Here is a 25,010-nt window from a genome sequence, read left to right as displayed (position 1 = left end):
GGTATTATTTAGTCTCGCAAACTTATTGTATTTCCTTAGGTTGAGAAGAGCAATGTTCATATAACTTAACAGATCGAAATATAGTTTTAGGAGGGATTATGAAAGAAAATAATAATGGCTTATTTAAACTTTCTGATAATTTACAAATAGATAAAAATATTAGTGAAGATGACAGAAATCTTATTGAAATTAAAATATGGAAACTGCTTAGTGATAGAATTGAAAGATATACAATGGGGGATAGTACTTCAGTTCCAATAGAAATAGCAGAGGAATTACTTAAATCAATTTGTTTTTCGCTAGAATTAGAGTTAAATGAATTAGAAAGTAAAAATAAAATAATTATAGAAGAGGACTTATCAAATTTATTGAAAGATTCTTGGAGTAAAATAGAATCTATGATGAAAGAAGGAAAAGAGCTATTAGAAGCGGTTATAAAAAGCTCACCAGATATAGAAAATATATCTTATAATGATACCTTAAATGAAATAGGTGAATTTTTTAAAAGATATGATTATAGGTTTTTTGCTCATAAGATAGATTGTAGTATAGATTATCAACTTTCCAATCCTATATCGGAAAGCTTACAAGGAATTGAATATATAAACGAATATTTAAAAGCATTACTTATTGAAAATGAATTTTGCAGCTGTTTCCGTAAGGAAAATATAATTAATATTTTAAATAGTTATTGTCCAGATTATAAAGGTTTATTAATTAATATTTTTGAACCAATAGTAATAAATACTATAGGTCTTGATATTTTAGGAGAAGATATACTAAGATTAGATATTTCAGAATTTCAAAGAGAAATGTTATTAAATACTTTTAAAAATATGTCTAAAAGTGAAGTTTTAGAAGTATTAATGAATTCAACAAGAAATATATGCAATACTTTAAGAATAATTAATAGAGAAAAGATAGATTACATAAATAAAACTGTTCTAAATATATATCCTAGAATTGAAGTAGCATTGTTAGTAGGTAATATTGATAATATATTTTTAAGTTTTAAATATAAAGAGCATTTAAAAGAAGTTGATTTTATAGATAATGATACTATGGATAATGAAAAGTTACGTGATTTAATTGAAGAGATAAAAGAGTGTAGATTTATTTCAGATAAGATAGCTATGGTAAAAGAAGAAGTTAAGAGTGTAAGAGATTTAGTAGAAGTGTTAAATGAGTGTTTTTGGGATGATGAAGCCTTCGAGCTATTTAAAACATTTTCAAAAGAAGAGTTATATTTAATTAAATATTATTTAGATAATAATGATAAAAGTTATATTTCAAATTCAAAATGGGAATTAAACTTTTTAAAGTATTTAAAAGGTTATGAAATACCATAAAATAAGTTTTACTTTGGAGATAATAGAGTACAAAAATCAATTAAAACCTTATGAATTAGGGAAAACACATATATTTTTTAGATTTTTCAAATAAAGAGCACATAGTAAGATTAAATATTCTTATTATGTGCTTTTATCTAAATTATTTAGAAGGCTCAAATGATAAAGCCACTTCACCTTTACCAACTATTCCTATTATTTGCCCTGGTTCAACGTTACGGATATAGAATTTATAATTGTAAGGTATCTTACTAATAAATTCAATATTTCTTTCGTCATCAAGAATCATAATTTTAGTAGGAGTATCAGAAAGTAGTGTTACAGTTATATCAACATTAACTAAATTATCAAAAGTATAAAATCCTTCTTTATAAACATTTGAAACAGCAGGTATAACTGTAGTGCTAGAAATTGTATTTGCAGTAACATTAATTGGTAATGTTATAAATAGCATAAGCGGTATGAAAAAATATATCTTTTTAAGCATATAAATTCTCCCTTATTTTTTATATTAGTATTTGAAGAAATTATTTTTTTATGCATAATACATTGCTTCGTGACTACTATTCATTCCATATCTAAATTCTATTTGCTTAAAGCTTAAGTAAATAGAATTTAGATATGGAAAATATAGTACTCTTGATAAATAAGCTGAAAATAAACTAATGATGTTATGAGTTTATTTTCAGTTAATAATTTAGTATTATTATAAAAGTAAAAAAATGTTTATACCAATTAGATTAATAAATACATCTTATTGAAGTTTAGATTATTTTAATATATATTTTTTATTAATGATAAAGGAGATTTTATACTATGGTTAATATATTAGTCGTTGAAGATGATAAGCATACAAGAAAATTATTAGAAACTATTTTAAAAAGAGAGGGATATGGGGTTTTAAAAGCAGAAGATGGGGTAGTGGCAATGGAAGTATTAGATAATCATCATATAGATTTGATTATATTAGATATAATGATGCCTAATATGGATGGTTATGAGTTTGCAAAAGAGCTTAGAGATGCAAATTGTATGATACCAATACTTATGGCTACAGCAAAACAGCTTCCAGAAGACAAAAAGAAAGGATTTATTGTAGGAACTGATGATTATATGACAAAACCTATTGATACAGAAGAAATGATCCTTAGAATAAAAGCTCTTCTTAGAAGAGCACAAATTGTAAATGCTCGAAAACTTGTAATTGGAAATGTGACTTTAGATTATGATACTTTAACAGTAACTCGTGGAGATGAAAAGCAAACACTTCCTCAAAAGGAGTTTTATTTATTATATAAGCTTTTATCTTATCCAGATAAGATTTTTACACGTATTCAATTAATGGATGAGATTTGGGGAATGGAAACAGAAAGTGGGGATACAACTGTTAATGTTCATATTAATAGATTAAGAAGGCGTTTTGATTCTTATCCAGAATTTGAAATAATTTCAGTTCGAGGATTAGGGTATAAGGCGGTAAAAAATAATGAATAAACTAAATAAAAGGATTACCTTATCAATGCACTTTGGTATTTCAATATTTATTATTAATTTAATAACTACAATTATTACAGGATTTTTAATGTATTTATCATTTTCTTTAGGTATTTTAAATGAAAATACTATTGAAAATGTAATGGTACTGCCAATAATGACATTAATAGCTTCCATAATTATAGGAGTTATAGTATCAGCTTGTTCAAGTAGGATTGTATTAAAAAATGTTAGAGAATTTATTACTGCAACGGATAAACTTTCAAAGGGTGATTTTTCAGCGCGTCTTAATATAAAAAGACCTCCTGAATTTAAAGTGCTTTCTAAAAACTTTAATAAAATGGCAGAAGAATTAGGTGGAATAGAAGTATTACGTACAGATTTCATAAATAATTTTTCTCATGAATTTAAAACACCAATTATATCTATTAAAGGTTTTGCAGAAATATTGAAGGATGATGAACTGCCTAAGGAAGAAAAAAATGAATACTTAGATATAATTATTGAAGAATCTAAAAGGTTAACTTCTCTTGCAACAAATGTTTTAAATCTTTCAAAAATAGAAACACAAGTTATATTAAAAGATATACAAAGATTTAATATGGGAGAACAAATTCGTCAAAGTATATTACTTTTAGATTCAAAATTTGAAAGTAAAAATATTTTATTAGATGTTAATATTCAAGATTGCTATATAAATGGAAACAAAGAAATGCTAAATCAAGTATGGGTAAATTTATTAGATAATGCAATTAAATTTAATAATAAAAATGGCATGGTTAGTATTAATATGAAGAGGGAAGAGGACAACATTCTTATAACTATTATTGACACAGGAGTAGGAATTAATAAAGAAGCCATTAATAAAATATTTGATAAATTTTATCAAGAAGATACCTCTCATGCAACGAATGGTAATGGTCTTGGTCTATCAATAGTAAAGAAAATAATAGAACTACATGGTGGAACCATTCAGTGTGATAGCATTGTTTCAAAAGGAACAAAATTTACAGTAACAATACCACTAAATTAATATTGATAGTTAAAGTTAACCGAAAAAGTGCTGATATAACATTACAGGAATTAATATGATTTCATCAAGAATTTATATCCTCAGCTACAGAAAAGCTACTAAAGCCTCCAATTGTCTTATGAGGCAAGTCGACTTCTTAACGTAGCTTTTCTTACACCAAGGATTAAATTCTAAGATTCATCATATATATTCCTTCCAGTTATATCAGCACTTTTTCTATTGTAATCTTTAATCTACTTGGTTGAGTAAGAATCTTTTAAGTCAATGTTTCATTCTATAAAATCATATTTAATGACACCTCATAAAAATATAAAATTACTTATTAATTTTACTAATTTGAATTTAATCACTATATAGAAGAAACATTAACTTTTTAGTTTGTCCACCAAGTATTATTGCTAAATTAAGTGATATAGAAAAGGTGGTTATGTTATCGTAAGGAACATTTATAATAAGCTTTAGAATTTAATCAGAATTGAAATAAAAATAGCGTGAAGAAACCGACGGAGCGTGAGCGACTTGGAGGTTTTAGCTATTTTTATGGAAATTATGATATAAATTCTTAGCTAAATTATAGTAGTTCCTGGAGATAATATAGGCAACTTTTTGGCATCACGATTATTAGTAATATAAGTTTATTTTCAGTTAATCTTTCTGTTGTAGTATGTAAATATGATAACAAGGAAGGAGTTTTAGCGTATGTTAAAAATATTTAAGAATTTTAAGGCGAAGGAATGGATACTTTTTAGTATTAGTATTATATTTGTTGTTTCACAAGTATGGCTTGATTTAAAGTTACCAGATTATATGAGTGAAATAACTAAACTTGTTCAAACACCAGGAAGTGAAATGAAGGAAATTTTAAGTTCTGGAGGATGGATGTTACTTTGCGCCTTAGGAAGTTTAGTTGCTTCAATTATTGTGGCTGCTCTTGCTGCAAAAATGGCTTCAAACTTTTCAGCAAGAATTAGATTTAGATTATTTGATAAAGTACAATCATTTTCTATGGAGGAAATTAATAATTACTCAACAGCTAGTTTAATAACTCGTTCTACAAATGATGTTACTCAAGTTCAAATGTTTATAGTTATGGGATTGCAAGTATTAGTAAAAGCACCAATTCTTGCAGTATGGGCAATATGCAAGATATTAGGTAGAAACTGGGAACTGTCATTAGTTACAGGTGGAGCAGTGGTATTATTAATGATTATTGTTGGAACTTGTATTGTTCTAGCACTTCCTAAGTTCACAAGGCTTCAAAAATTAACAGATAACTTAAATCGTGTTTCAAGAGAAAATATTTCAGGAATAGCTGTTACTCGTGCTTATAATGCAGAAAAATATCAAGAAGATAAATTTGAAACTGCAAACTCTGAGCTTACAAGTGTTAACTTATTTGCAAATCGTGTTATGGCAACTTTAATGCCAAGTATTAGCTTTATAATGAGTGGTGTAAGTCTTGCAATTTACTGGGTTGGTGCAGTGCTTATTCAAAATGCAGATATTACAGAAAAGATGACATTATTTTCAGATGTTATAGTATTTTCTTCATATGCAATGCAAGTTATTATGGCATTTATGATGTTAGTTATGGTATTTATCATGCTTCCACGTGCTACTGTAGCTGCAAAAAGAATTAATGAAGTATTAGATACTAAAGTTACAATAAAAAATGGAACATCTACTCAATCACCAATTGGAGTACTTGGAGAAGTAGAATTTAAAAATGTAAGCTTTAAATATCCAGATGCAGATGACTATGTTATAAAAGATATTAGTTTTAAAGCTAATAGAGGAGAAACAATTGCATTTATTGGAGCAACAGGTTCAGGTAAGAGTACATTAATCAATCTTATTCCACGTTTTTATGACGCTACAGAAGGCGAAGTATTAGTTGATGGAGTTAATGTAAAAGAATATGATCAAAAATATCTTAGAAATAAATTAGGATATGTTTATCAAAAGGTTACTTTATTTGAAGGAACAGTTGAATCAAATGTAGCTTTTGGAGAAAATGGAAAGGCTGAAATTACAAAAAATGATGTTGTTTATGGTGTGTATGCAGCACAAGCATCTGAATTTGTAGAAAATTTAGAGGGTGAATATGATGCACATATTTCACAAGGTGGTACTAATCTTTCTGGAGGTCAAAAGCAACGTATATCTATAGCAAGAGCAATAGCACGTTATCCAGAAGTATTAATTTTTGATGATTCTTTCTCAGCACTTGATTATAAAACAGACAGTAAACTTCGTAAGTTCTTAAAGAAGGAAAGTAAAGGAACAACTATGATTGTAGTTGCTCAAAGAATAAGTAGTATAAAGGATGCAGACAAGATTATTGTATTAGAAGATGGAAAAATGGTTGGTATGGGTAAACATGACGAATTAATGAGTACATGTAATGTATATCAAGAAATTGCATATTCACAGCTTTCAAAAGAAGAGTTAGCTGTAGATAAAGAAGTAGCTTGTTCAGAATTATCAAAGGAGGAAGCTGTATAATGGATAAAAAGAAAAATTCAGAAAAAAACTTAGGTAAGCTTATAACTTATTGTAAAAAGCATATTCCAGTAATAGTTATTGCACTTATCAGTGCAGTAATAGGAACTATATTATCTTTAATAGGACCAGATAAGCTTTCGGAGATGACAGATATTATTACTGAAGGAATAATGGGTAATATAGATATAGATAAAATAACATCTATAGGATTAACATTAGTTGTTATTTATGTTATTAGTGCTATATTAACTTTCACTCAAGGTTATATTATGGCAACTATCACTCAAAAAGTTTCTAAAAGTTTAAGAAGTGATATTTCTAAGAAAATAAATAAACTTCCTATGTCATATTACAATAATAATACTACAGGAGATTTACTTTCTCGTATTACAAATGACGTAGATACAATAGGCCAAGCTTTAAATCAAAGTCTAGGAACATTAATAAGTGCAGTATGTTTATTTTTTGGTTCTTTAATTATGATGCTAAAAACAAATGTAATAATGACAGTAACTGCAGTTTTAGCTACTATACTTGGTTTTGTATTAATGATGATAATTATGAAAAGCTCTCAAAAGTATTTTACTAGCCAACAAGAATATCTTGGTAAAATAAATGGGCATATTGAAGAAGTATATTCAGGTCATACTATTGTTAAAGCGTATAATGCAGAAGAACAAATGGATAATAAATTTAGAGATTTAAATTCTAACCTAAAAAATAGTGCATTTAAGGCACAGTTTCTTTCAGGACTTATGATGCCTATTATGACTTTTATAGGTAATTTAGGGTATGTTGCAGTTTGTATAGTAGGTGCAGCACTTGCAATGAATGGAAGTATTTCTTTTGGTGTAATTGTAGCATTTATTATGTATGTTCGTTACTTTACTCAACCTCTTTCTCAAATTGCGCAAGGCGTTCAAAATATGCAGTCAGCAGCAGCTGCAAGTCACCGTGTATTTGAATTCTTAGAAGCAAAGGAAATGGATGATGAAAGTCATAAAACTACAGTACTTGAAAATGCTAAAGGAAAAGTAGAATTTAAAAATGTTAAGTTTGGTTATGAAGGTTCTGATAGAATTATAATAAATGATTTCTCAGCAGTTGCAAAACCAGGACAAAAAATTGCTATTGTTGGACCTACTGGAGCTGGTAAATCAACATTAGTAAATTTATTAATGAGATTTAATGAGATAAATAGTGGAGAAATTTTAATTGATGATATTTCTATAAAGGATTTAACAAGAGAAAATATTCATGATTTATTCTGTATGGTTCTACAAGATACATGGCTATTTGAAGGTACTATTAGAGAAAATCTTGTATACAATCAAAAGGATGTACCAGATGAAGTAATAAAAAATGCTTGTAAAGCAGTTGGCTTAGATCATTTTATAGAAACATTACATGATGGATATGACACAATTTTAAATGATAAAGTTAATTTATCTGCTGGTCAAAAGCAACAACTTACAATTGCAAGAGCAATGATTAAAGATTCTCCAATGTTAATTTTAGATGAAGCAACAAGTTCAGTTGACACAAGAACAGAGCTTTTAATTCAAAATGCAATGGATAAACTTATGGAAGGAAGAACTTCATTTGTTATTGCTCATAGACTTTCAACTATAAAGAATGCTGATGTTATTCTTGTGTTAAAGGGTGGAGATATTTTAGAAAGTGGAAATCATGATGATTTAATTGCTAAAAATGGCTTCTATGCAGAATTATATAATAGCCAATTTGAGCAAGCATCTTAATAATAATATATAAGAATAAAACCCTCGATAATTCAAAAATGAGTTATTGAGGGTTTATTTTTTGACCTTTTGTTTACCTACTTCTTTTTATTTCGTTTGCCAGTTTTCATGACAAACTTCTTCTTTTATGCAGAAGTTTATATTATCTCTATAAAGAGACATTTTTTTAAGGTTACTATTAAAAGAATAGTTAAAGTTGTTTAAAATTTTTGGTATTAATGTTACTAATCTATTAAAGATTTCTAAAGGATTAGCATAATCATTATTAACTCTATACTTATCCAAAAAATCAAAAGCTTCAATACTTGATTCTTTAGCAATTTCATTTATTTTTCTTTTCAATGATTCATCAAAAGCATCTGGATAGGAAACTTGTAGTACTAATTTATAGTTGCTATTTCTATATTTTAAACAAGGAATTTTAGCAGTTATAGAATCTTCATCAATATATCCTATGGTTTCAACAATATAATCTTCCTTAATTTCAGGGATATTAATAGAAGTCAAAACTTGAGTATAATAATTTCTATTTCCGTTTAATGTATATTCGTTGCAAGTTATTTTTAAATTATCATCTTCATTTCTAGAGTCTCTATTATCTTCAACTCTATAACAGATAAAAGAATCAATTCTTCTTAAATCTAAGCCAAAATATACCCAATTTCTTCCTAGCCATCTAAATCCAGATACAGTAGTCCTATCTATATAAAGTAAGAAGGTCCAATAGCTTCTACCACTTGTTTCCCATATATAAGTATATTTATATAGGCAAAAACTTATAGAAGTAGGGCTTACAGCTTTTGTACTGATATTATCTTTAGATTCTCCCCCTTTAAGATTTTGAACTCCTTTATCTTTTTTACTTGGAACATAATTAGGAGGAGGACTTTGAGGCATAGGAGTAGGGTTAAATCCTTTACCAGGAATATTTGGAGATGGTCCAAAAGGAAAAGAACCACCGGGATTAAAGTTGCTAGGATTAAAGTTCCCGAAAGGAGGTTCTTCCTGCCGATAATTTTCATATGGGATAGGAGAAAATTCATAGTTTAAGTAATCAAATAACGTATTATCATGATCTTTATTATTAGTCATAAAAAAAACTCCTAAGTATTTATATAAAATAAGATATTTTTTCTTATTAGTATTTATGCATATATTTTTTAGTTAATTGATATTATAAGCGGTATAAAGAGAGAAGACATCAAATATGGAGAATTTTTAAAAGTATAGTGGCATAAAGTAAATAGAATAATATTTAAATTTCTATAAATGTTTATATAAGAAAATTTATAGAAATTAATTATAAAACAAAGGGGAGGGAAATAATGTTTCAAAAAGTAATTGAATTATTTATAAGTAGGTATGATTTTTTCTTAAAGTTAACTTTAGAACATCTAAGAATTTCAGCAGTTTCAATATTAATAGCGTCAATATTAGGATTAGCTTTAGGAATATTAATTAGCCAATATAAGAAGACAAGCCCTATAGTTTTAGGTATAACAAACTTTATATATACAATACCATCAATATCATTATTGGGGTTTCTTATACCTATTTCAGGAATAGGAGATACTACAGCAATAATTGCTTTAACAGTTTATGCATTATTACCAATGGTTAGAAATACATATACAGGAATTTGCAATATAGATTCTTCAATAATAGAAGTAGCAAAGGGAATGGGAAGTACACCTTTTCAAATCTTATATAAGGTTAAATTACCTTTAGCAATCCCAATTATTATAGCTGGATTAAGGAATATGGCTGTAATGACAATAGCACTTACAGGTATAGCATCATTTATAGGGGCAGGTGGACTAGGTGTTGCAATTTATAGAGGTATTACTACAAATAATTCAGCAATGACAGTTGCAGGAAGTTTATTAATTGCAATACTAGCATTAGTTATTGATTTTATAATTGGGAAAGTTGAGAAAGTAATTAAGAAAAAATGGAGGTTATTATAGTGATTAATTTAAAAAAGCATATTAAAAATGGAATTTTAGGAATATTAGCTATAGGAATTATTTCAATGGCTGGATGCTCTAAATCAGAAAATAATGAAACTATAAAAATAGCAACAAAGCCAATGACGGAACAGTTAATATTAGGTGAAATGTTAGGAATGCTTATAGAGCAAGATACTAATTTAAATGTAGAAATTACTCATGGAGTTGGTGGAGGAACAAGTAATATTCATCCAGCAATATTAAAAGGTGATTTTGATTTATATCCTGAATATACAGGAACGGGATGGAATTTTGTATTAAAAGAAGAAGGAACTATAAATGAACAAGAGTTATTTGATAAATATGAAAGTGAGTATAATTTAGAGTGGGTTGGTATGTATGGATTTAATAATACTTATGGATTAGTTATTAGAAAAGAAATTGCAGATAAATATAATATTAAAACTTATTCAGATTTAGCTAAATATTCACAAGAACTTAACTTTGGAGCAGAATATGATTTTTATGAAAGAGAAGATGGATATGATGCTTTATGCAAAGAATATGGACTTAAATTTAAGAGTACTTCTGATTTAGATATAGGGCTTAAATATGCAGCTATAAACTCTGGAGAAATAGATGTTATGAATATATTTACAACAGATGGACAACTATCTACATCAGATATAGTAGTTTTAGAAGATGATAAAGAATTTTATCCTACTTATTATTGTGGAACTGTAATAAGAAAAGATACTTTAGAGAAAAATCCCAAACTTAGAGATGTATTAATGAAGATGGAAAATATAATAAATGAAAGTGAAATGGCTAAATTAAATTATCAAGTTGAGGGCAATGGAGTTGATGAAAAGACTGTTGCTAAAGACTTTTTAATATCAAAAGGATTACTAAAAAATTAGAAGCGTAAGTGTATAGCTAATATTTATAATATATATTAGGGAGTATTAATTTATGAAAAGCGAAGTAATAATAAAATTCAAAAACATTTCCAAAAGTTATGAAAATAATTTAATATTAGATAACTTTAATTTAGAAATAAATCGAGGAGAATTTTTAACTATAATAGGTAGTTCTGGTTGCGGAAAAACTACAGTATTAAAGCTTATTAATGGATTATTGACACCAGAGGCCGGTAATATTTATGTAGAAGGAAAAGATATAGGAGAAGTAGACCAAATAAAGTTAAGAAGAAAAATAGGCTATGCAATACAAGGTATAGGTTTATTTCCACATATGAGTATTGAGAAAAATATTTCATATGTATTAAATCTTATAAGTAAAAAGGATAAAGTTAAAATTGACAAGAAAGTTAGAGAATTAATAAAGCTTGTTGGTATGAATGAAGATGTTTTAAAAAGATATCCTTCAGAGCTTTCAGGTGGACAAAGACAAAGAATAGGTATTGCAAGAGCTTTAGCTGCCGAACCACATATATTACTGATGGATGAGCCATTTGGAGCTGTTGATGAAATAACAAGAAAGATGTTGCAAGAAGAAATAATTAAGATTCATAAGGAATTAGGAGTAACAATTATTTTTGTAACTCATGATATTAGAGAGGCTTTAAAGCTTGGAACTAAAGTATTAGTTATGGATAAGGGACAGATCATTCAGTATGATTCTCCAAGTAAAATACAAGAAAATCCTAAGAGTGATTTTGTTAAAGAACTTATAGGGGCATAAATAAAATAAATTATAAAAAGCATTGACTTAGAGTTAACTCCAAAGACTAAAATATAAATATATGAAAATTTTTTGTATTACAAGATTCTTTATCTATTAAATATTAGATATAAAAGGGAGGTAACTCTATGAAAACAGCAAAGGTTTATTTTACAAAGGATATTACATCTGAAGGATTGATTAAAGCATTTGATGCTTTAGGAATTACTTTAAATGGTAAGGTAGCAATAAAGATATCAACGGGAGAACCAGGAGGTCACAATTTCTTAAACCCACAATTAATCAAGCCATTAATAGATAAGTTGAATGGAACTATTGTAGAGTGTAATACAGCTTATGAAAGAAAACGTAATACATCAGAAGAACATTGGAAAGCAATAAAAGATCATGGATTTTTAGATATAGCACCATGTGATATTATGGATGAAGATGGGGATATAGCAATCCCTGTAAATGGAGGAAAGCATTTAAAAGAAAACTATGTTGGAGCACATTTAAAAAATTATAAGTCTATGGTAGTATTATCACATTTTAAAGGGCATTTAATGGGTGGCTTTGGTGGTGCTTTAAAGAATATGTCAATAGGAATAGCATCTTCTAGAGGAAAGGCGTATATTCATGGAGCAGGAAATCCAGATGAGATTTGGACTGCTGACCATGATTCATTTTTAGAGTCAATGGCTGATGCAGATATGTCTGTTATGGATTATATGGGAAGAGAAAACATAGTTTATATAAATGTAGCTAATAATTTATCTGTAGATTGTGATTGTGATGCAAATCCTCATGCTCCTGAAATGGCCGATATAGGTATATTTGCATCAACTGATCCAGTTGCACTTGATCAGGCATGTGTAGATGCTGTATATAATTCTAAAGATAATGGAAATAAAGCATTAATTGAAAGAATGGAGAGTCGAAATGGAATTCATACAGTTGAAACTGCTTACGATTTAAAGTTAGGCTCTACATCATATAATATCATTTCTTTAGATTAATAGTATTTAATAAAAAAAGATTAACAAAGAAATTCACTTTGTTAGTCTTTTTTTTATAGGAAATACACTTAAGTTTGAAAGAAAATTTTCAAGATATTATTTAATAAATATAGTAAAGATGAAAAAATAATTCTTTAATAAGCTAATATATTTACTTTATGTTTATAAAATTTATAATCTATCTTAGAGATAGATATAGAGCAAAAGAGATTACTTATATCTATTAAAACAATGTTTTACGGGGGAGTAATTATGAGTATAAAATTAATAGCAATGGATGTTGATGGAACATTAACTAATAGTAAAAAGGTAATAACTGAAAGAACTAAAGAAGCACTAATTAAAGCACAAGAAAATGGAGCTATATTAATTTTAGCATCAGGAAGACCTACTTCTGGACTAATGGATTTTGCAAAAGAGTTAGAGATGGATAAACATCATGGACTTTTAGTTTCTTTTAATGGATCTAAAGTTGTTGATTGTGAAAGTAACAAAGTATTATTTAATGAAACTATGACTGTAGAAGAGGGACAAGCTGTACTTGAACACTTAAAAAACTTTAATGTTAAGCCAATGATTGATAAAGATGATTATATGTATGTTAATGATGTTTTTGATAATGAAATAATACATGATGGTAAAGCAATTAATATAATTCAATATGAATCTCGTGGTGGTAAGTTTAAGTTATGTGAAGAACATGATTTAGCAGCATTTGCTGATTATCCATTAAATAAAATTTTAACTGCAGCAGATTCAGAATATTTAAAAGAAAATTATAAAGCTATAATGGAGCCTTTTAAAGATAAATTAAGTTGTATGTTTACAGCACCTTTTTATTTTGAATTTACAGCTAATGGAATTGATAAAGCTAAGGCATTGGATACTGTATTAACACCTATGGGGTATAAGAGTGAAGAAATGATTGCTTTTGGAGATGGACATAATGATGCATCAATGCTTAAATATGCTGGTATTGGCGTAGCAATGGCAAATGCTGTAGATGATTTAAAAGAAATAGCTGATGAAATAACTTTATCTAATGAAGAAGATGGTATTGCTATAGCTTTAAGTAAATATATGAATATATAGTGTTATTAAGAATTTTTTAATTAACTGGAAAACATATTTATAAATATTTACAATATTTTTACTTTTTATTAAATTATTTATAAAAATATTATGTGTAAAAGAGGATTCTAGTTAGAATCCTCTTTTTATTGTATATAGTATTATTCACAAATCTTTTTATAATATGTTAATTTCTTTTTTAGGTTATTTTCATAATCAGTTTCAAAATAGCAAGCAAATAAAATATCTAAAATGTATAACAAAGATAATCTAGTGGAGAAAGATGAAATTTTATTATAGTGATTTTCATTAGAGCATAGATAAAGTTGATAATTTGCATATTCTTTAATTGGATTATCATCTGTTGAAGAAATAAGTATTATAGGGGTTCCATTGTTTTTTAAAGTTTTTGCAATTTTATTTACTAAAAGTCCCCTACCACCAAAAGAGATTAATATAGCTATATGCGTTTTATCACTACATGCTGCTACAAGCCTTTGATTATATTCTTCTTCTGGAACATTAACATTAATACCGATTTCTTGCATTTGAAATTTAAAATTCTCAGCAAAAAATATATTTCCAGCAGAAGTATATATATCAATATGTTTTGCTTTTTTTAAGGCATTAATAGAAAGTTTTAATTGCTCAAGATTAAATAAATTAAAAGTAGATAATAATGTTTGGTCATAACCTTCTTTTATTTTTGTAAGTATTTCATAATGGCTTTGATTTTGTTTAACTGGAAAATCAAAATCGAAATCTTTATTTTCTTTAAGGTAATTATCAATTGAAGCAGACATTTTAACTTTAAGTTCTGATAGACCAGATAAATTTAATTTTTGGCAAAGACGATATAAGGTAGTTGTGGAAACAAAACATTCTTTAGAAATTTGTTCAGAATTCATATCTAAAAATTTACTAGGATTTTCTAAAATTAAATCTACTATTTGCTTTTCATTATTGGTTAAATTATTGGTATTTTTTAATTGAGTAAAGATATTCATTGTATTCTCCTTGAAAAATAGTTTAATTATTACGGTATTGTATTAATATAATAACTACATTTTAATTAGATTATTTTTTCTGTATTCAGATGGAGTGCATCCCATAGTTCGTCTAAACATTTCAGTAAAGTAACTTGAACTATTAAAACCACATTGAAGTGCTATTTCCGTAACTGAATATGAAGAAATTTTAAGTAGTTTAATACTTTTATCTAAACGGTACTCCATAAGATAAGTTATTGGAGATTTATTTAATAATGATTGAAAAATTTTGCAACAATTACTGCGACAAACATTGCCAGAAACTGCTATTTCGCTTAAGGTAATTTTATTTTTATAATTTTTTTGAATATAGCCAACCATATCATGCAGAGCTTCTAAATTTTTATCCTGAAAGTTTTCTTGATATACTTTATCATTCTTTACATTGTGATAAAGATTATAGCAAATTGAATAGAAGTTGCTCATGATTTGTAATTCAAAGCCTTCTTTAGCCTCAGTGCAAAGTTCATAGATTTTAATAAGTTTTTCAATAAATTCTTTTTGCCATGCTATAGATGGATCAAATATATAAAATGGATGTGAAGTATCTGTACATACTGGAACAATATAAGAATCTTTTATATGTCCTATACCTGAAAGAAGAAATGGATTCAATAATATACAAATAAAATTGCAATCAGAATTATCAGAAGAATAACCATAATGCATTTGAGTTGAATTCACAAAAATAGCTTGTCCTTCTTTTAAATAATGATTTTTCCCATTAACAGAGTAAGTCATTTTTCCATTTAAAATTATTATAAACTCAAAATCATTATGCCAATGATTAGCAGCAGTCATATTAGGATATTCTGAAAGTCTTGATTTACAAGAACGAATTGGAAAGTGTTCGAAATTATAAGATACAACTTCAGAATTATCATTTAATAAATTTAATTCAATCATTTTAAATCTCCTATGTCGCAATAATATACTATTGTTATAAAAAAATAGTCAATTATTATATTTTATATTAATTATATAGAATATTATTATAATATAAAGATGTAAAAAGAAAAAGGAAAATTAAATATAAAAATAATGTTAGGAGATAGATATGAGTTATATAGATTTACACATGCATTCAAATTATAGTGATGATGGAGAATTTTCACCAAAGGAATTAGTAAGGTTATGCTTAGAGAAAGGAATTAAGTATTTTTCAATATCAGATCATAATTCTACTAAGGGGATAAATGAAGCTATAAGATATTGTGAAGATAAAGAAATAACAATAATACCAGCAATAGAATTAGATTGCACTATTGATGGAGTAAATTTACACCTTTTAGGCTATGGGATAGATTATGAAAGTGATGTATTTGAAGATATAGAAGCAAATATAATCTCGCAAGAACAAATAGCATCTAAAGAACGAATGAGATTAATAAGAGAATTAGGAATAGATTTTGACAATGAATTAATAGATAGATTATCTAAAAATGGAGTAGTTAATGGTGAAATCATCGCTGAAGCTGCAATGATTTTTGATAAAAATCAAGAGAATCCATTATTAAAGCCCTATTACGAAAATGGTTCAAGAAGTGATAATCCTTATGTTAATTTTTACTGGGATTTTTGTTCTCAAGGAAAAGCTGCATATTCTGAGGTGAAGTTTATTTCATTAAAAGAAGCTATTAAAGTTATTAAAGATAATGGTGGAGTTACTGTATTAGCTCATCCTGGTAATAATGTAAAAGAAAATAAGGAGTTATTAGAAAAGATTATTTCATTTGGAGTTGAAGGAATAGAAGTTTATAGTAGTTATCATAATAAAAATCAGATTAATTTTTATTATGATTTCGCACTTAAGAATAATTTACTTATGACATGTGGAAGTGATTTTCATGGTAAAACAAAACCAAGTATAAGTATTGGTAGTGTAAGTAGTGGAGATAATGAAGAAAAAATAATAAAAGAATTAAAAAGCAGAATAATGTTTAAAAAGTAAAAAGAAATTTTATAAGGGGATAAATAAACATGAATAATATAGATCGTAGAGATGCTGAAATGCCCTATATATCTGATAGCTCTGTTATGGAGGAGCAAAGGATAACGAGAAGACTAGTACAAGAACTTAATACTTCAGATAGAGGAGATTTTGAAAATATTAAACCAATTTCACGAAATTCTACTTATGAATATGGAATAAAAGTAGAAATAGGAAATAATGTATGGATTGGTGGTAATGTTGTAATTACACCAGGAGTAACTATTGGAGATAACGTTGTAATTGGAGCTGGTAGTGTTGTAACTAAAGATATACCTGCAAATGTAATTGCAGCAGGAAATCCTTGTAGAGTTATAAGAGAAATAACTGAAGATGATAAAAGATATTACTACAAGAATAGAGAATTTGATGAAGAATCATGGAAGGTTATACAAGGGGAAGGAAGTAGTGAAAGTAGATAAAGTATTTTATAGAAAATTAACTACATTGATATTTCCAATTGCATTTCAAAATTTCATGATGGCTGCAGTAAGTGCTTCTGATGCATTAATGCTAGGAGTATTAAATCAAGATTCTTTATCAGCAGTTTCATTAGCTGGACAGGTACAATTTGTATTAAATCTGTTTCTAGCGGCATTAACAATAGGAACAACGGTTTTAGTAGCTCAATATTGGGGTAAGAAAGATAAGGTAGTGGTAGAAAAGGTATTTGCAATTGTAATGAAGATTTCAATTATAATATCAGTAATATTTTTTATAGTAACAACGTTTGCTACTAAATATGTAATGAGAATTTTTACAGCAGATTCAATTTTAATAGAAAATGGAATAAAGTATTTAAGAATCGTTGGTATATCTTATTTTCTTACTGGAATTTCACAAATTTACTTGTGCATAATGAAAAATACTGGCTATACTTTGAAAAGTACTGTTATTAGTTCATTTTCTATGATATTAAATATTATTTTAAATATAATTTTTATTTTTGGAGTAGGAAATATTCCAGTAATGGGGATATCAGGAGCAGCTATTGCAACAGTTGTTTCAAGAGTTATTGAATTAGTTTGGGTAGTTATTGAATCATTTAAGCAAGATAGAATCAGAATACGAAAGAGTTACATTATTAATGTAGATAAAATTTTAAAAACTGATTTTTGGACATATACAATGCCTATATTAGGAAATGAATTAGTATGGGGAGTAGGCTTTACAATGTATTCAGTTATTATGGGGCATTTAGGAAGTGATGCTGTTGCAGCAAATTCCATTGCAAATATTATGAAAAATCTAATAGATTGTGTTTGTATAGGAATAGGTGGAGCTAGTGGAATTATTGTTGGAAATGAATTAGGTAAAGGTGAATTAGAAAAAGCAAAATATTATGGAGATAGTTTATGTAAATTATCAGTTGTTGGTGGGATTATTTCAGGTTTAATTTTATTAATAATTAGTCCAATTATTTTAGCTTATTCAAATCTTAATATAGAAGCACATGAATATTTAAAAGGAATGTTAATTATGTGTTCATATTATTTAATCGGTAAATCAATTAACTCTACGGTAATTGCAGGTGTTTTTTGTGCAGGAGGAGATTCAAAATTTGGTCTTAAATGCGACACAGTAACAATGTGGGCAATAACTGTGCCATTAGGTATAATAGCAGCGCTATATTTAAAACTTCCTGTATTAGTTGTATATTTTATTATTAATTTAGATGAAATTATTAAGCTACCAGCTGTTTATTATAATTATAAAAAGTATAACTTGGTAAAGGATCTTACAAGAATTACTATAACAAAATGTACTTAAAGAATGAGATATAAAGGGGAGAAAGTAGGTATGACAATGAGAGAAAGAATTGCTAAAGGAAAATTATTTACAGATTATTGTGAAGGGCTACCTGAAGATAGACAAAATGCTAAAAGAAAAATGATAGCGTTAAATTCCACAGGTCCAGATGATTTAGAGAAACGTAATAGTTTGATAAATGAGATTTCGGGTAGAGAAACAAAGGCATGGATAGAACCACCATTCTATTTTTGCTATGGTAAGAATATTGAAATAGGAGAAGGATCGTATATAAATTTTAATTGCAATTTTATTGATGATGGAAAAATATTAATTGGAGAGAAAGTAATGTTTGGACCAGCTGTTACAATTGCAACTGTAGGTCATCCAATAAACCCAAATTACAGAGAATATATGTATGCTGATTCAGTAGTAATTGAAGATAATTGTTGGATAGGAGCAGGGGTTGTTATTTGTCCTGGAGTAACTATTGGTAAAAATAGTGTTATAGGTGCAGGTAGTGTGGTGACAAAAAATATTCCAGCTAATTCAGTAGCTGTAGGTAATCCCTGTAGGGTTTTACGTGAAATTAATGAAAATGATATGAAATATTATTATAAGCATAGAGAAATAACTAAAGAAGATTTAAAAGAAGAAGCTAGCTTAAGATAATTAAGTAAAGGAGATATATAAATGAAATTTTTAAAATCTATTAAGCAATTAATGATTACACGTTTATGTGAAACTATTGTACATGAAGAAAATAAATTCTTTAAAGAGATTTATAAAGAGTATTTAGAAAGGCTTATTGAAGAGGTATAAATTTCAATATAAAATGAAGATTTTTAAGTGGTTAAAAATATAAGTGATATCTTAAAAGGATATTACTTATATTTTTTTTATGTAAATCTTTATTTTTTATCTAATAATTATAGTATTTAAATTAATATGGTATAATTTTAAAAATGTAGAGGTGTGAAATTTATTTTAAGGATAGAAAGCTTTCTGTCAAATATAAATAAAAACTTTATATAGGAGATAAATGCCAAATAAGAAAAATTTAAATATAGGAGAAGATATAATTATGACATTTGACAATTTTATAATATGGTTAATGGCAATAGGAATTTTACTTGGTGCCATTGATAGACTGCTTAAAAATAAGTTTGGATTAGGAGAAAAGTTTGAAGAGGGATTAAATTCAATGGGTCCTTTAGCTCTTAGTATGGTTGGAATAGTAAGCTTATCACCAGTAATATCTAAGATATTAAGTCCTATAATAATACCTGTATATAAATTATTAGGAGCAGATCCAGCAATGTTTGCTTCAATTTTAGCAAATGATATGGGAGGATACCAGTTAGCTTTATCATTAGGAGAGAATAAAGAAATAGCATTATTTTCAGGTTTAATAGTTGCAGCAATGCTTGGATGCACAATTGTATTTTCTATTCCTGTTGCATTAGGTTTAATAGAAGATAAAGATAAAGAGTTTTTTGCCAAGGGATTATTAATAGGTTTATCAACTATACCATTAGGTTCTATTGTTGGTGGTTTAGTAATGAAAATAAATATAAAGATACTTTTAGTAAATGTTATTCCTATTATTTTAATATCACTTTTATTAATTTTAGGATTGAAATTTTTCCAGAAAACAATGATAAAAGGGGTATTATGCTTTGGAAAATTTATCTTATGGCTTAGTACTATAGGCTTAGCAGCTGCAGCTTTTGAGAGCTTAACTGGTATAGTTTTAATAAAGGGAATGGCACCTATTCAGGAAGGAATGAATGTAGTAATAAATATTGGAATAGTTCTTTTAGGAACATTTCCTATGTTAACTTTAATAATAAAGGTATTGGACAAGCCTTTAAGAAAAATAGGTAAATATATAGGGTTAGATGCTACAAGTATTGCAGGAATAATCTTTTCTTTAGCTAATAGTATTCCTGTTTTTAAAATGTTAAAAGATATGAATAACAGAGGTAAAATTATAAATGTTGCTTGGTTAGTTTCAGCAACATCAACTTTAGGTGCTCATTTAGGCTTCACCGCTGGAGTTGAAACAAAAATGATAATTCCAGTAATAGTAAGCAAACTATTTGCAGGAGTATGTGCAATTGTAATAGCACTATTTTTCACTAGGGATAAGAGTAAAATACAAGAGTATTAATTATAAGAATATAATAAAGATAATGATTTAATTAAAATAAAGCACATATAGACTTAATTATATAGTTTATATGTGCTTTATTAAATTTATATATTTTAGATTTATAATAGGAGTTTAATTTTTAAAATATTAATATTATTAAGCTAAAAAGATTTATATAGCTAAGAGAATAACTATAGTGTTTTTATGTACCATACATCACAAGCATAATGTTCAGTTTCTATTAAAGGTTTATCTAACTTAGTAAAACCTGATTTTTTATAAAATTTATTTGCTGCAACCATATTACTAAATGTTTCAAGGTAGCATTTTTTATAGTGTTCTTTTGCAAAATCTAAGGATAGCTTTAATAATTTTTCTGCAATTCCAGTACCACGTACTTCTTTAAATGAATACATTTTTTGTAATTCACATACATCTTCTGCACCATTTAATGGTCCTATACCACAACCAGCAACTATCTTATTATTATCTTCTACAACATAATACTTTGATTTTTCATTTTGATATACTTGAAAAAATCTACCTAAATCAGGGTCACTCCAAGCACATCCAGGTTTATTTGCTCCAAATTCTATTAAACAACTACGAATAAGGTTTTCTACGTCCTTATTATCTTTTTCTTCTATTTCTCTTATTATCATAAGATGCCTCCATAATTAGTAATTTACCTACTAATAAGTATAGCAGAAGTTGTGATATTATTCTCAAATTAGTTTTAAAGTACTTTAAGATTACTTGAAAAATTCATAGACGTTAAACTTTTTTGTTTAAGTATATTTAGGAAGATTCTTAAATATTTTTGGATAAAAGTAAAAATATATTTACTTTTCCACAAAAAGGAGTATAATGTAATTAAAGAAAATGATAATCAATATCGATAAAAGAGGGTGGATATAATGTCATTAATATTATCTCAAGTTGGAGAAGAGGTTAAAATAAAAAAAATTACAGGAAATAGCGAAACTAAAAAGTTTCTAAATAGTTTAGGTTTTGTTATTGGAGAAGGAATTACTATTGTTTCTGATTTAGGAGGTAATTTAATAGTTAATATTAAAGGTGCTAGAATTGCATTAGATAAAGGAATGGCTAGTAGAATTATTGTTTAGGGGGAAAAGCTTTATGACTAAATTAAATGAAGTAAAATGTGGAGAAACAGTTAAGGTAAAAAAGGTAGAGGGAGCAGGTGCTGTTCGTAGAAGAATAATGGATATGGGCATTACTAAGGGAAGTGAAGTGTATGTTCGTAAAGTTGCACCGCTTGGAGATCCTATAGAAATAAATATAAGAGGATATGAGTTATCATTAAGAAAGTATGATGCAGAAATGATAATAGTTGAGTAAATAAATAATCTAATAATTTAACTTATAGGGGGATTAAATATGTCAATAAAAATAGGTTTAGCTGGTAATCCTAATAGTGGAAAAACAACTATGTTTAACAATCTAACAGGTGCTAAGCAATACGTTGGAAATTGGCCTGGAGTAACAGTAGAAAAGAAAAGTGGGAAAATTAAGGGACATAAAGATGTAGAGTTAGTGGACTTGCCAGGGGTATATTCTTTATCACCATATACGCTAGAAGAAGTAGTAACGCGTAATTTTATGATAGATGAAAAACCAGATGTAGTTATTAATATTATAGATGCATCAAATATTGAAAGAAATCTTTATTTAACTACACAAATATTAGAGCTTGGAATTCCAACAGTTATAGCTTTAAATATGATTGATATAGTTAAAAAAAGAGGAGATATAATAGATATTAACAAGTTATCTAAACTTTTAGGATGCCCAGTTGTTAAAACAAGTGCTTTAAAAGGTGAAGGTACAAAGGAAGTTGCAAATAAGGCTATTCAATTAGCAAAATCTAACAATGATAATGAATTTCAGCTTCAATTCTCAAGTGAAGTTAAAGAAGCTATAGAAGCTATAAAAAAAGTAATTATAAATAATAATTTATCTAATGAAAATATCAATGAGCAATGGATGGCAATTAAGCTTTTTGAACGTGATAGTAATTTACTTGAGAAAGTTAGATTATCTAACAGTGTAAGTAATGAATTGGAAGATATTATTAAAAAATGTGAAACTGAATTTGATGATGATGCTGAAGGAATAATAACTTCTGAAAGATATGAATATATTGGTACGTTAATTTCTAAGGTATTAAAAAAGAAAAATAATTCTAAGCATACAGTATCAGATAAGATAGATAAGATAGTTACTAATCGTATATTAGCATTACCTATATTTGCATTAGTGATGTGGGCAGTATACTATATTTCAGTTAGTTCATTAGGTGCTATATTAACAGATTGGACAAATGATACACTATTTGGTGAAATAATAGGAGAAAATGTTGCGGCATTTTTAGAAAATATAGGAACAGCACCATGGTTACAAGGACTTATTAATGATGGTATTATTGGTGGTGTTGGTGCTGTATTAGGCTTTGTTCCTCAAATAATGTTATTATTCTTTTTACTAGCTTTATTGGAAGATTGCGGATATATGGCTAGAATAGCATTTATCATGGATAGAATTTTACGTAAATTTGGTCTTTCAGGAAAATCATTTATACCAGTACTTATAAGTTCAGGTTGTGGTGTTCCAGGAATAATGGCAACACGTACAATGGAAAATGATAAAGATAGAAAACTTACAATTATGCTTACTACATTTATTCCTTGTGGAGCAAAATTACCTATTATTGCTTTATTTGCAGGAGCTATATTTGGTGGAGCATCATGGGTAGCACCAGCAGTATACTTCTTAGGAATTTTTATGATTATAATTTGTGGAATTATATTAAATAAAACTAAAGCATTTAAAGGAGAACCAGCTCCATTTGTTATGGAACTTCCTCAATATCATATACCAAGTCTTAAAGGTGTTTTAATCCATATGTGGGATAGAGGAAAGGCATTTATAATTAAGGCAGGTACAATTATATTTGTTGCTTGTGCAGTAATTTGGTTCACTAGTTCATTTAATTGGACTTTACAAATGGTAGATACTCCAGATAGTATATTAGCAAGCATTGGTAGAGTTATAGCTCCAATATTTGCACCACTTGGATTTGGAAATTGGCAATCAGCAGTGGCAACTTTAACTGGATTTGTAGCTAAGGAAAATGTTGTAGCAACATTTGGAGTAATATTTGGTATAGCAGAAGCAGCAGAAGATACACCAGAGCTATTAATGCAAATGAATACAATGTTTACAGCTGCAAGTGGATTTGCATTTATTATGTTTAATATGCTTAATGCACCTTGTTTTGCAGCAATTGGCGCAATAAGAAGAGAAATGGGTTCTTGGAAATGGATGTGGATAACAATAGGATTCCAAACAGTAACTGCATACATTGTAGCTCTTATAATTAACCAAGTAGGAAGCTTAATTTTAGGAACAGGAAGTGTAATTGGAGCTATAATATCAGTACTAATAGCAATACTTGCAATTTTCTTAGCAGTAAGGTCTGGAAATAGTATTAAAAATACAAAAAAAGTACAGCAAGTAAATGCATAATAAGTACTTATTAAATATGAAAGTGAAGTGATTAGGAATGGCAACATTTATAGTAGGAGCAATAGTTTTTATATTATTATTTTTAGCTGTATATAGCATGGTTAAGAAAAAAAGAGAGAATAAAGGTGGTTGCGGTTGTGGTTGTTCAGGCTGTCCTTCAAATAAGTCTTGTGAAAGTAATATAAAATTAAAAAAATGATTAAATAAAGTTAATTAGATTGAGATTATATCAAGTGTAAGTGTATAAAATATACTAAAAATTTGATATAGTCTCTTTTTGTTAAGTTTTATAATTAATAATATAAAAATGATTTAAGTGATAATTTAATAGGTTTCATACATATAAATTAAAATTAGCTTTTAAGAAAAATGACAGTATTAAAATTAATTCAGTCATAAATCTGTAATAACTATATAAAAGTTAGGTGACTTTAATAGAGTTGTCAAAATGATAAATTCTTAATAAAAATAAGGTTGTAGAATGCAATGATTAATTTTGTTTATAAATTTATATGAAAATGTTAATAAAAATTTGAAATTTAATGATAATTTGTATATAATGTTAATAATATGAAATTAATATAAAAATTGAAAATATGAAGTGATTTAATTTCATATTTAGATTTTTTTATCAAATATTAGACTAATTAAATAA

General features: G+C 27.3%; 24 protein-coding genes and 1 pseudogene. 20 read left to right on the top strand and 5 right to left on the bottom strand.

All coding sequences use genetic code 11. From position 1 onward, the window contains the following. Positions 1-98 precede the first annotated feature (98 nt). Positions 99-1,349: a DUF6179 domain-containing protein gene (locus tag LPC13_RS07745; RefSeq protein ID WP_040418743.1), complete on the top strand. Its 1,251-nt coding sequence runs from the start codon at positions 99-101 to the stop codon at positions 1,347-1,349. 142 nt (positions 1,350-1,491) lie between these two features. Here LPC13_RS07745 and LPC13_RS07740 read toward each other — a convergent pair whose 3' ends face one another. Continuing rightward, positions 1,492-1,836, bottom strand: coding sequence for a hypothetical protein (locus tag LPC13_RS07740; protein ID WP_005211157.1), 345 nt, complete (start codon positions 1,834-1,836; stop codon positions 1,492-1,494). A gap of 329 nt (positions 1,837-2,165) precedes the next feature. Here LPC13_RS07740 and LPC13_RS07735 point away from each other — a divergent pair, with 329 nt between their 5' ends. The 4 genes from LPC13_RS07735 (at position 2,166) to LPC13_RS07720 (ending at position 8,141) form a co-directional block, all read left to right on the top strand. After that, complete coding sequence (locus LPC13_RS07735) at positions 2,166-2,843, top strand: response regulator transcription factor (RefSeq protein ID WP_005211159.1); 678 nt, start codon at positions 2,166-2,168, stop codon at positions 2,841-2,843. Next, a complete protein-coding gene (locus LPC13_RS07730) occupies positions 2,836-3,876 on the top strand; it encodes a HAMP domain-containing sensor histidine kinase (protein ID WP_005211161.1) in 1,041 nt (346 codons plus the stop codon). The genes LPC13_RS07735 and LPC13_RS07730 overlap by 8 nt, the downstream gene beginning before the upstream one ends. Before the next feature lie 699 nt (positions 3,877-4,575). Continuing rightward, positions 4,576-6,381, top strand: a complete 1,806-nt coding sequence (locus LPC13_RS07725) for an ABC transporter ATP-binding protein (RefSeq protein WP_005211163.1) — start codon at positions 4,576-4,578, stop codon at positions 6,379-6,381. After that, positions 6,381-8,141 (top strand): ABC transporter ATP-binding protein, encoded by a 1,761-nt coding sequence (locus tag LPC13_RS07720; protein ID WP_005211165.1) that lies wholly within the window; start codon positions 6,381-6,383, stop codon positions 8,139-8,141. Before LPC13_RS07725 ends, LPC13_RS07720 begins: the two co-directional genes overlap by 1 nt. 87 nt (positions 8,142-8,228) lie before the next feature. On the opposite strand, the gene LPC13_RS07715 is transcribed toward LPC13_RS07720, so the two are convergent. Then, positions 8,229-9,233, bottom strand: a complete 1,005-nt coding sequence (locus LPC13_RS07715) for a hypothetical protein (RefSeq protein ID WP_195244370.1) — start codon at positions 9,231-9,233, stop codon at positions 8,229-8,231. A 233-nt stretch (positions 9,234-9,466) separates the two neighbouring features. Between LPC13_RS07715 and LPC13_RS17095 the strand changes: the two genes are divergently transcribed. The 5 genes from LPC13_RS17095 (at position 9,467) to LPC13_RS07695 (ending at position 13,884) form a co-directional block, all read left to right on the top strand. Then, positions 9,467-10,108 (top strand): ABC transporter permease, encoded by a 642-nt coding sequence (locus LPC13_RS17095; protein ID WP_005211176.1) that lies wholly within the window; start codon positions 9,467-9,469, stop codon positions 10,106-10,108. Continuing rightward, positions 10,108-11,010 carry a glycine betaine ABC transporter substrate-binding protein gene (locus tag LPC13_RS17090; RefSeq protein ID WP_316319959.1) on the top strand — a complete coding sequence of 301 codons (903 nt, stop codon included), beginning with the start codon at positions 10,108-10,110 and terminating at the stop codon, positions 11,008-11,010. Before LPC13_RS17095 ends, LPC13_RS17090 begins: the two co-directional genes overlap by 1 nt. Positions 11,011-11,062: 52 nt before the next feature. Continuing rightward, complete coding sequence (locus LPC13_RS07705; protein ID WP_234088731.1) at positions 11,063-11,794, top strand: ATP-binding cassette domain-containing protein; 732 nt, start codon at positions 11,063-11,065, stop codon at positions 11,792-11,794. A gap of 128 nt (positions 11,795-11,922) precedes the next feature. After that, entirely contained in the window at positions 11,923-12,792 is an 870-nt protein-coding gene (locus tag LPC13_RS07700) for a DUF362 domain-containing protein (protein ID WP_005211182.1), read from the top strand. A gap of 252 nt (positions 12,793-13,044) precedes the next feature. Continuing rightward, positions 13,045-13,884 carry a Cof-type HAD-IIB family hydrolase gene (locus tag LPC13_RS07695; RefSeq protein ID WP_207733643.1) on the top strand — a complete coding sequence of 280 codons (840 nt, stop codon included), beginning with the start codon at positions 13,045-13,047 and terminating at the stop codon, positions 13,882-13,884. 140 nt (positions 13,885-14,024) lie between these two features. Here the strand turns inward: LPC13_RS07695 and LPC13_RS07690 are convergent, their stop codons facing one another. Continuing rightward, on the bottom strand, positions 14,025-14,870 hold the full coding sequence (locus LPC13_RS07690) for a MurR/RpiR family transcriptional regulator (protein WP_005211186.1): 846 nt from the start codon (positions 14,868-14,870) through the stop codon (positions 14,025-14,027). A 54-nt stretch (positions 14,871-14,924) separates the two neighbouring features. Further along, positions 14,925-15,818 (bottom strand): AraC family transcriptional regulator, encoded by an 894-nt coding sequence (locus LPC13_RS07685; protein ID WP_005211189.1) that lies wholly within the window; start codon positions 15,816-15,818, stop codon positions 14,925-14,927. 151 nt (positions 15,819-15,969) lie between these two features. Between LPC13_RS07685 and LPC13_RS07680 the strand changes: the two genes are divergently transcribed. From LPC13_RS07680 to eutH, 6 genes and pseudogenes are all read left to right on the top strand, one after another. Next, complete coding sequence (locus LPC13_RS07680; protein ID WP_005211191.1) at positions 15,970-16,863, top strand: PHP domain-containing protein; 894 nt, start codon at positions 15,970-15,972, stop codon at positions 16,861-16,863. A gap of 158 nt (positions 16,864-17,021) precedes the next feature. Beyond that, a pseudogene (locus tag LPC13_RS07675) lies at positions 17,022-17,324 on the top strand (DapH/DapD/GlmU-related protein); the annotation flags it as partial. Then, complete coding sequence (locus LPC13_RS07670; protein ID WP_234088730.1) at positions 17,311-18,672, top strand: MATE family efflux transporter; 1,362 nt, start codon at positions 17,311-17,313, stop codon at positions 18,670-18,672. The pseudogene LPC13_RS07675 and the gene LPC13_RS07670, both read left to right, overlap by 14 nt. A 30-nt stretch (positions 18,673-18,702) precedes the next feature. Further along, the gene (locus tag LPC13_RS07665; protein ID WP_040418747.1) at positions 18,703-19,323 is read left to right on the top strand and encodes a sugar O-acetyltransferase; all 621 of its coding nucleotides are present in this window, start codon (positions 18,703-18,705) and stop codon (positions 19,321-19,323) included. 21 nt (positions 19,324-19,344) lie between these two features. Next, positions 19,345-19,473, top strand: coding sequence for a hypothetical protein (locus tag LPC13_RS16975; protein WP_005211198.1), 129 nt, complete (start codon positions 19,345-19,347; stop codon positions 19,471-19,473). A 220-nt stretch (positions 19,474-19,693) separates the two neighbouring features. Further along, positions 19,694-20,824, top strand: a complete 1,131-nt coding sequence (gene eutH / locus LPC13_RS07660; protein WP_005211200.1) for an ethanolamine utilization protein EutH — start codon at positions 19,694-19,696, stop codon at positions 20,822-20,824. A 173-nt stretch (positions 20,825-20,997) separates the two neighbouring features. Here the strand turns inward: eutH and LPC13_RS07655 are convergent, their stop codons facing one another. After that, complete coding sequence (locus tag LPC13_RS07655; RefSeq protein ID WP_005211202.1) at positions 20,998-21,468, bottom strand: GNAT family N-acetyltransferase; 471 nt, start codon at positions 21,466-21,468, stop codon at positions 20,998-21,000. A gap of 255 nt (positions 21,469-21,723) precedes the next feature. Here LPC13_RS07655 and LPC13_RS07650 point away from each other — a divergent pair, with 255 nt between their 5' ends. The 4 genes from LPC13_RS07650 to LPC13_RS07635 are packed head-to-tail and all read left to right on the top strand — an operon-like array spanning position 21,724 to position 24,554. Continuing rightward, the gene (locus LPC13_RS07650) at positions 21,724-21,933 is read left to right on the top strand and encodes a FeoA family protein (protein WP_005211204.1); all 210 of its coding nucleotides are present in this window, start codon (positions 21,724-21,726) and stop codon (positions 21,931-21,933) included. 13 nt (positions 21,934-21,946) lie between these two features. Beyond that, entirely contained in the window at positions 21,947-22,168 is a 222-nt protein-coding gene (locus tag LPC13_RS07645; RefSeq protein WP_005211207.1) for a FeoA family protein, read from the top strand. A 39-nt stretch (positions 22,169-22,207) separates the two neighbouring features. After that, on the top strand, positions 22,208-24,355 hold the full coding sequence (gene feoB, locus LPC13_RS07640; protein ID WP_005211209.1) for a ferrous iron transport protein B: 2,148 nt from the start codon (positions 22,208-22,210) through the stop codon (positions 24,353-24,355). Between the two features lie 37 nt (positions 24,356-24,392). After that, on the top strand, positions 24,393-24,554 hold the full coding sequence (locus tag LPC13_RS07635) for a FeoB-associated Cys-rich membrane protein (protein ID WP_005211211.1): 162 nt from the start codon (positions 24,393-24,395) through the stop codon (positions 24,552-24,554). Positions 24,555-25,010 lie beyond the last annotated feature (456 nt).

The organism is Clostridium celatum, assembly GCF_021412605.1.
GTDB classification, from domain to species: domain Bacteria; phylum Bacillota; class Clostridia; order Clostridiales; family Clostridiaceae; genus Clostridium; species Clostridium celatum.
This window is presented reverse-complemented; position numbering and strand designations above follow the sequence as displayed.

Coding starts and splice junctions, on each gene's coding strand:
- LPC13_RS07745 (WP_040418743.1), top strand. CDS start 99: ATGAAAGAAAATAATAATGGCTTATTTAAACTTTCTGATAATTTACAA.
- LPC13_RS07740 (WP_005211157.1), bottom strand. CDS start 1,836: ATGCTTAAAAAGATATATTTTTTCATACCGCTTATGCTATTTATAACA.
- LPC13_RS07735 (WP_005211159.1), top strand. CDS start 2,166: ATGGTTAATATATTAGTCGTTGAAGATGATAAGCATACAAGAAAATTA.
- LPC13_RS07730 (WP_005211161.1), top strand. CDS start 2,836: ATGAATAAACTAAATAAAAGGATTACCTTATCAATGCACTTTGGTATT.
- LPC13_RS07725 (WP_005211163.1), top strand. CDS start 4,576: ATGTTAAAAATATTTAAGAATTTTAAGGCGAAGGAATGGATACTTTTT.
- LPC13_RS07720 (WP_005211165.1), top strand. CDS start 6,381: ATGGATAAAAAGAAAAATTCAGAAAAAAACTTAGGTAAGCTTATAACT.
- LPC13_RS07715 (WP_195244370.1), bottom strand. CDS start 9,233: ATGACTAATAATAAAGATCATGATAATACGTTATTTGATTACTTAAAC.
- LPC13_RS17095 (WP_005211176.1), top strand. CDS start 9,467: ATGTTTCAAAAAGTAATTGAATTATTTATAAGTAGGTATGATTTTTTC.
- LPC13_RS07705 (WP_234088731.1), top strand. CDS start 11,063: ATGAAAAGCGAAGTAATAATAAAATTCAAAAACATTTCCAAAAGTTAT.
- LPC13_RS07700 (WP_005211182.1), top strand. CDS start 11,923: ATGAAAACAGCAAAGGTTTATTTTACAAAGGATATTACATCTGAAGGA.
- LPC13_RS07695 (WP_207733643.1), top strand. CDS start 13,045: ATGAGTATAAAATTAATAGCAATGGATGTTGATGGAACATTAACTAAT.
- LPC13_RS07690 (WP_005211186.1), bottom strand. CDS start 14,870: ATGAATATCTTTACTCAATTAAAAAATACCAATAATTTAACCAATAAT.
- LPC13_RS07685 (WP_005211189.1), bottom strand. CDS start 15,818: ATGATTGAATTAAATTTATTAAATGATAATTCTGAAGTTGTATCTTAT.
- LPC13_RS07680 (WP_005211191.1), top strand. CDS start 15,970: ATGAGTTATATAGATTTACACATGCATTCAAATTATAGTGATGATGGA.
- LPC13_RS07665 (WP_040418747.1), top strand. CDS start 18,703: ATGACAATGAGAGAAAGAATTGCTAAAGGAAAATTATTTACAGATTAT.
- LPC13_RS16975 (WP_005211198.1), top strand. CDS start 19,345: ATGAAATTTTTAAAATCTATTAAGCAATTAATGATTACACGTTTATGT.
- eutH (WP_005211200.1), top strand. CDS start 19,694: ATGCCAAATAAGAAAAATTTAAATATAGGAGAAGATATAATTATGACA.
- LPC13_RS07655 (WP_005211202.1), bottom strand. CDS start 21,468: ATGATAATAAGAGAAATAGAAGAAAAAGATAATAAGGACGTAGAAAAC.
- LPC13_RS07650 (WP_005211204.1), top strand. CDS start 21,724: ATGTCATTAATATTATCTCAAGTTGGAGAAGAGGTTAAAATAAAAAAA.
- LPC13_RS07645 (WP_005211207.1), top strand. CDS start 21,947: ATGACTAAATTAAATGAAGTAAAATGTGGAGAAACAGTTAAGGTAAAA.
- feoB (WP_005211209.1), top strand. CDS start 22,208: ATGTCAATAAAAATAGGTTTAGCTGGTAATCCTAATAGTGGAAAAACA.
- LPC13_RS07635 (WP_005211211.1), top strand. CDS start 24,393: ATGGCAACATTTATAGTAGGAGCAATAGTTTTTATATTATTATTTTTA.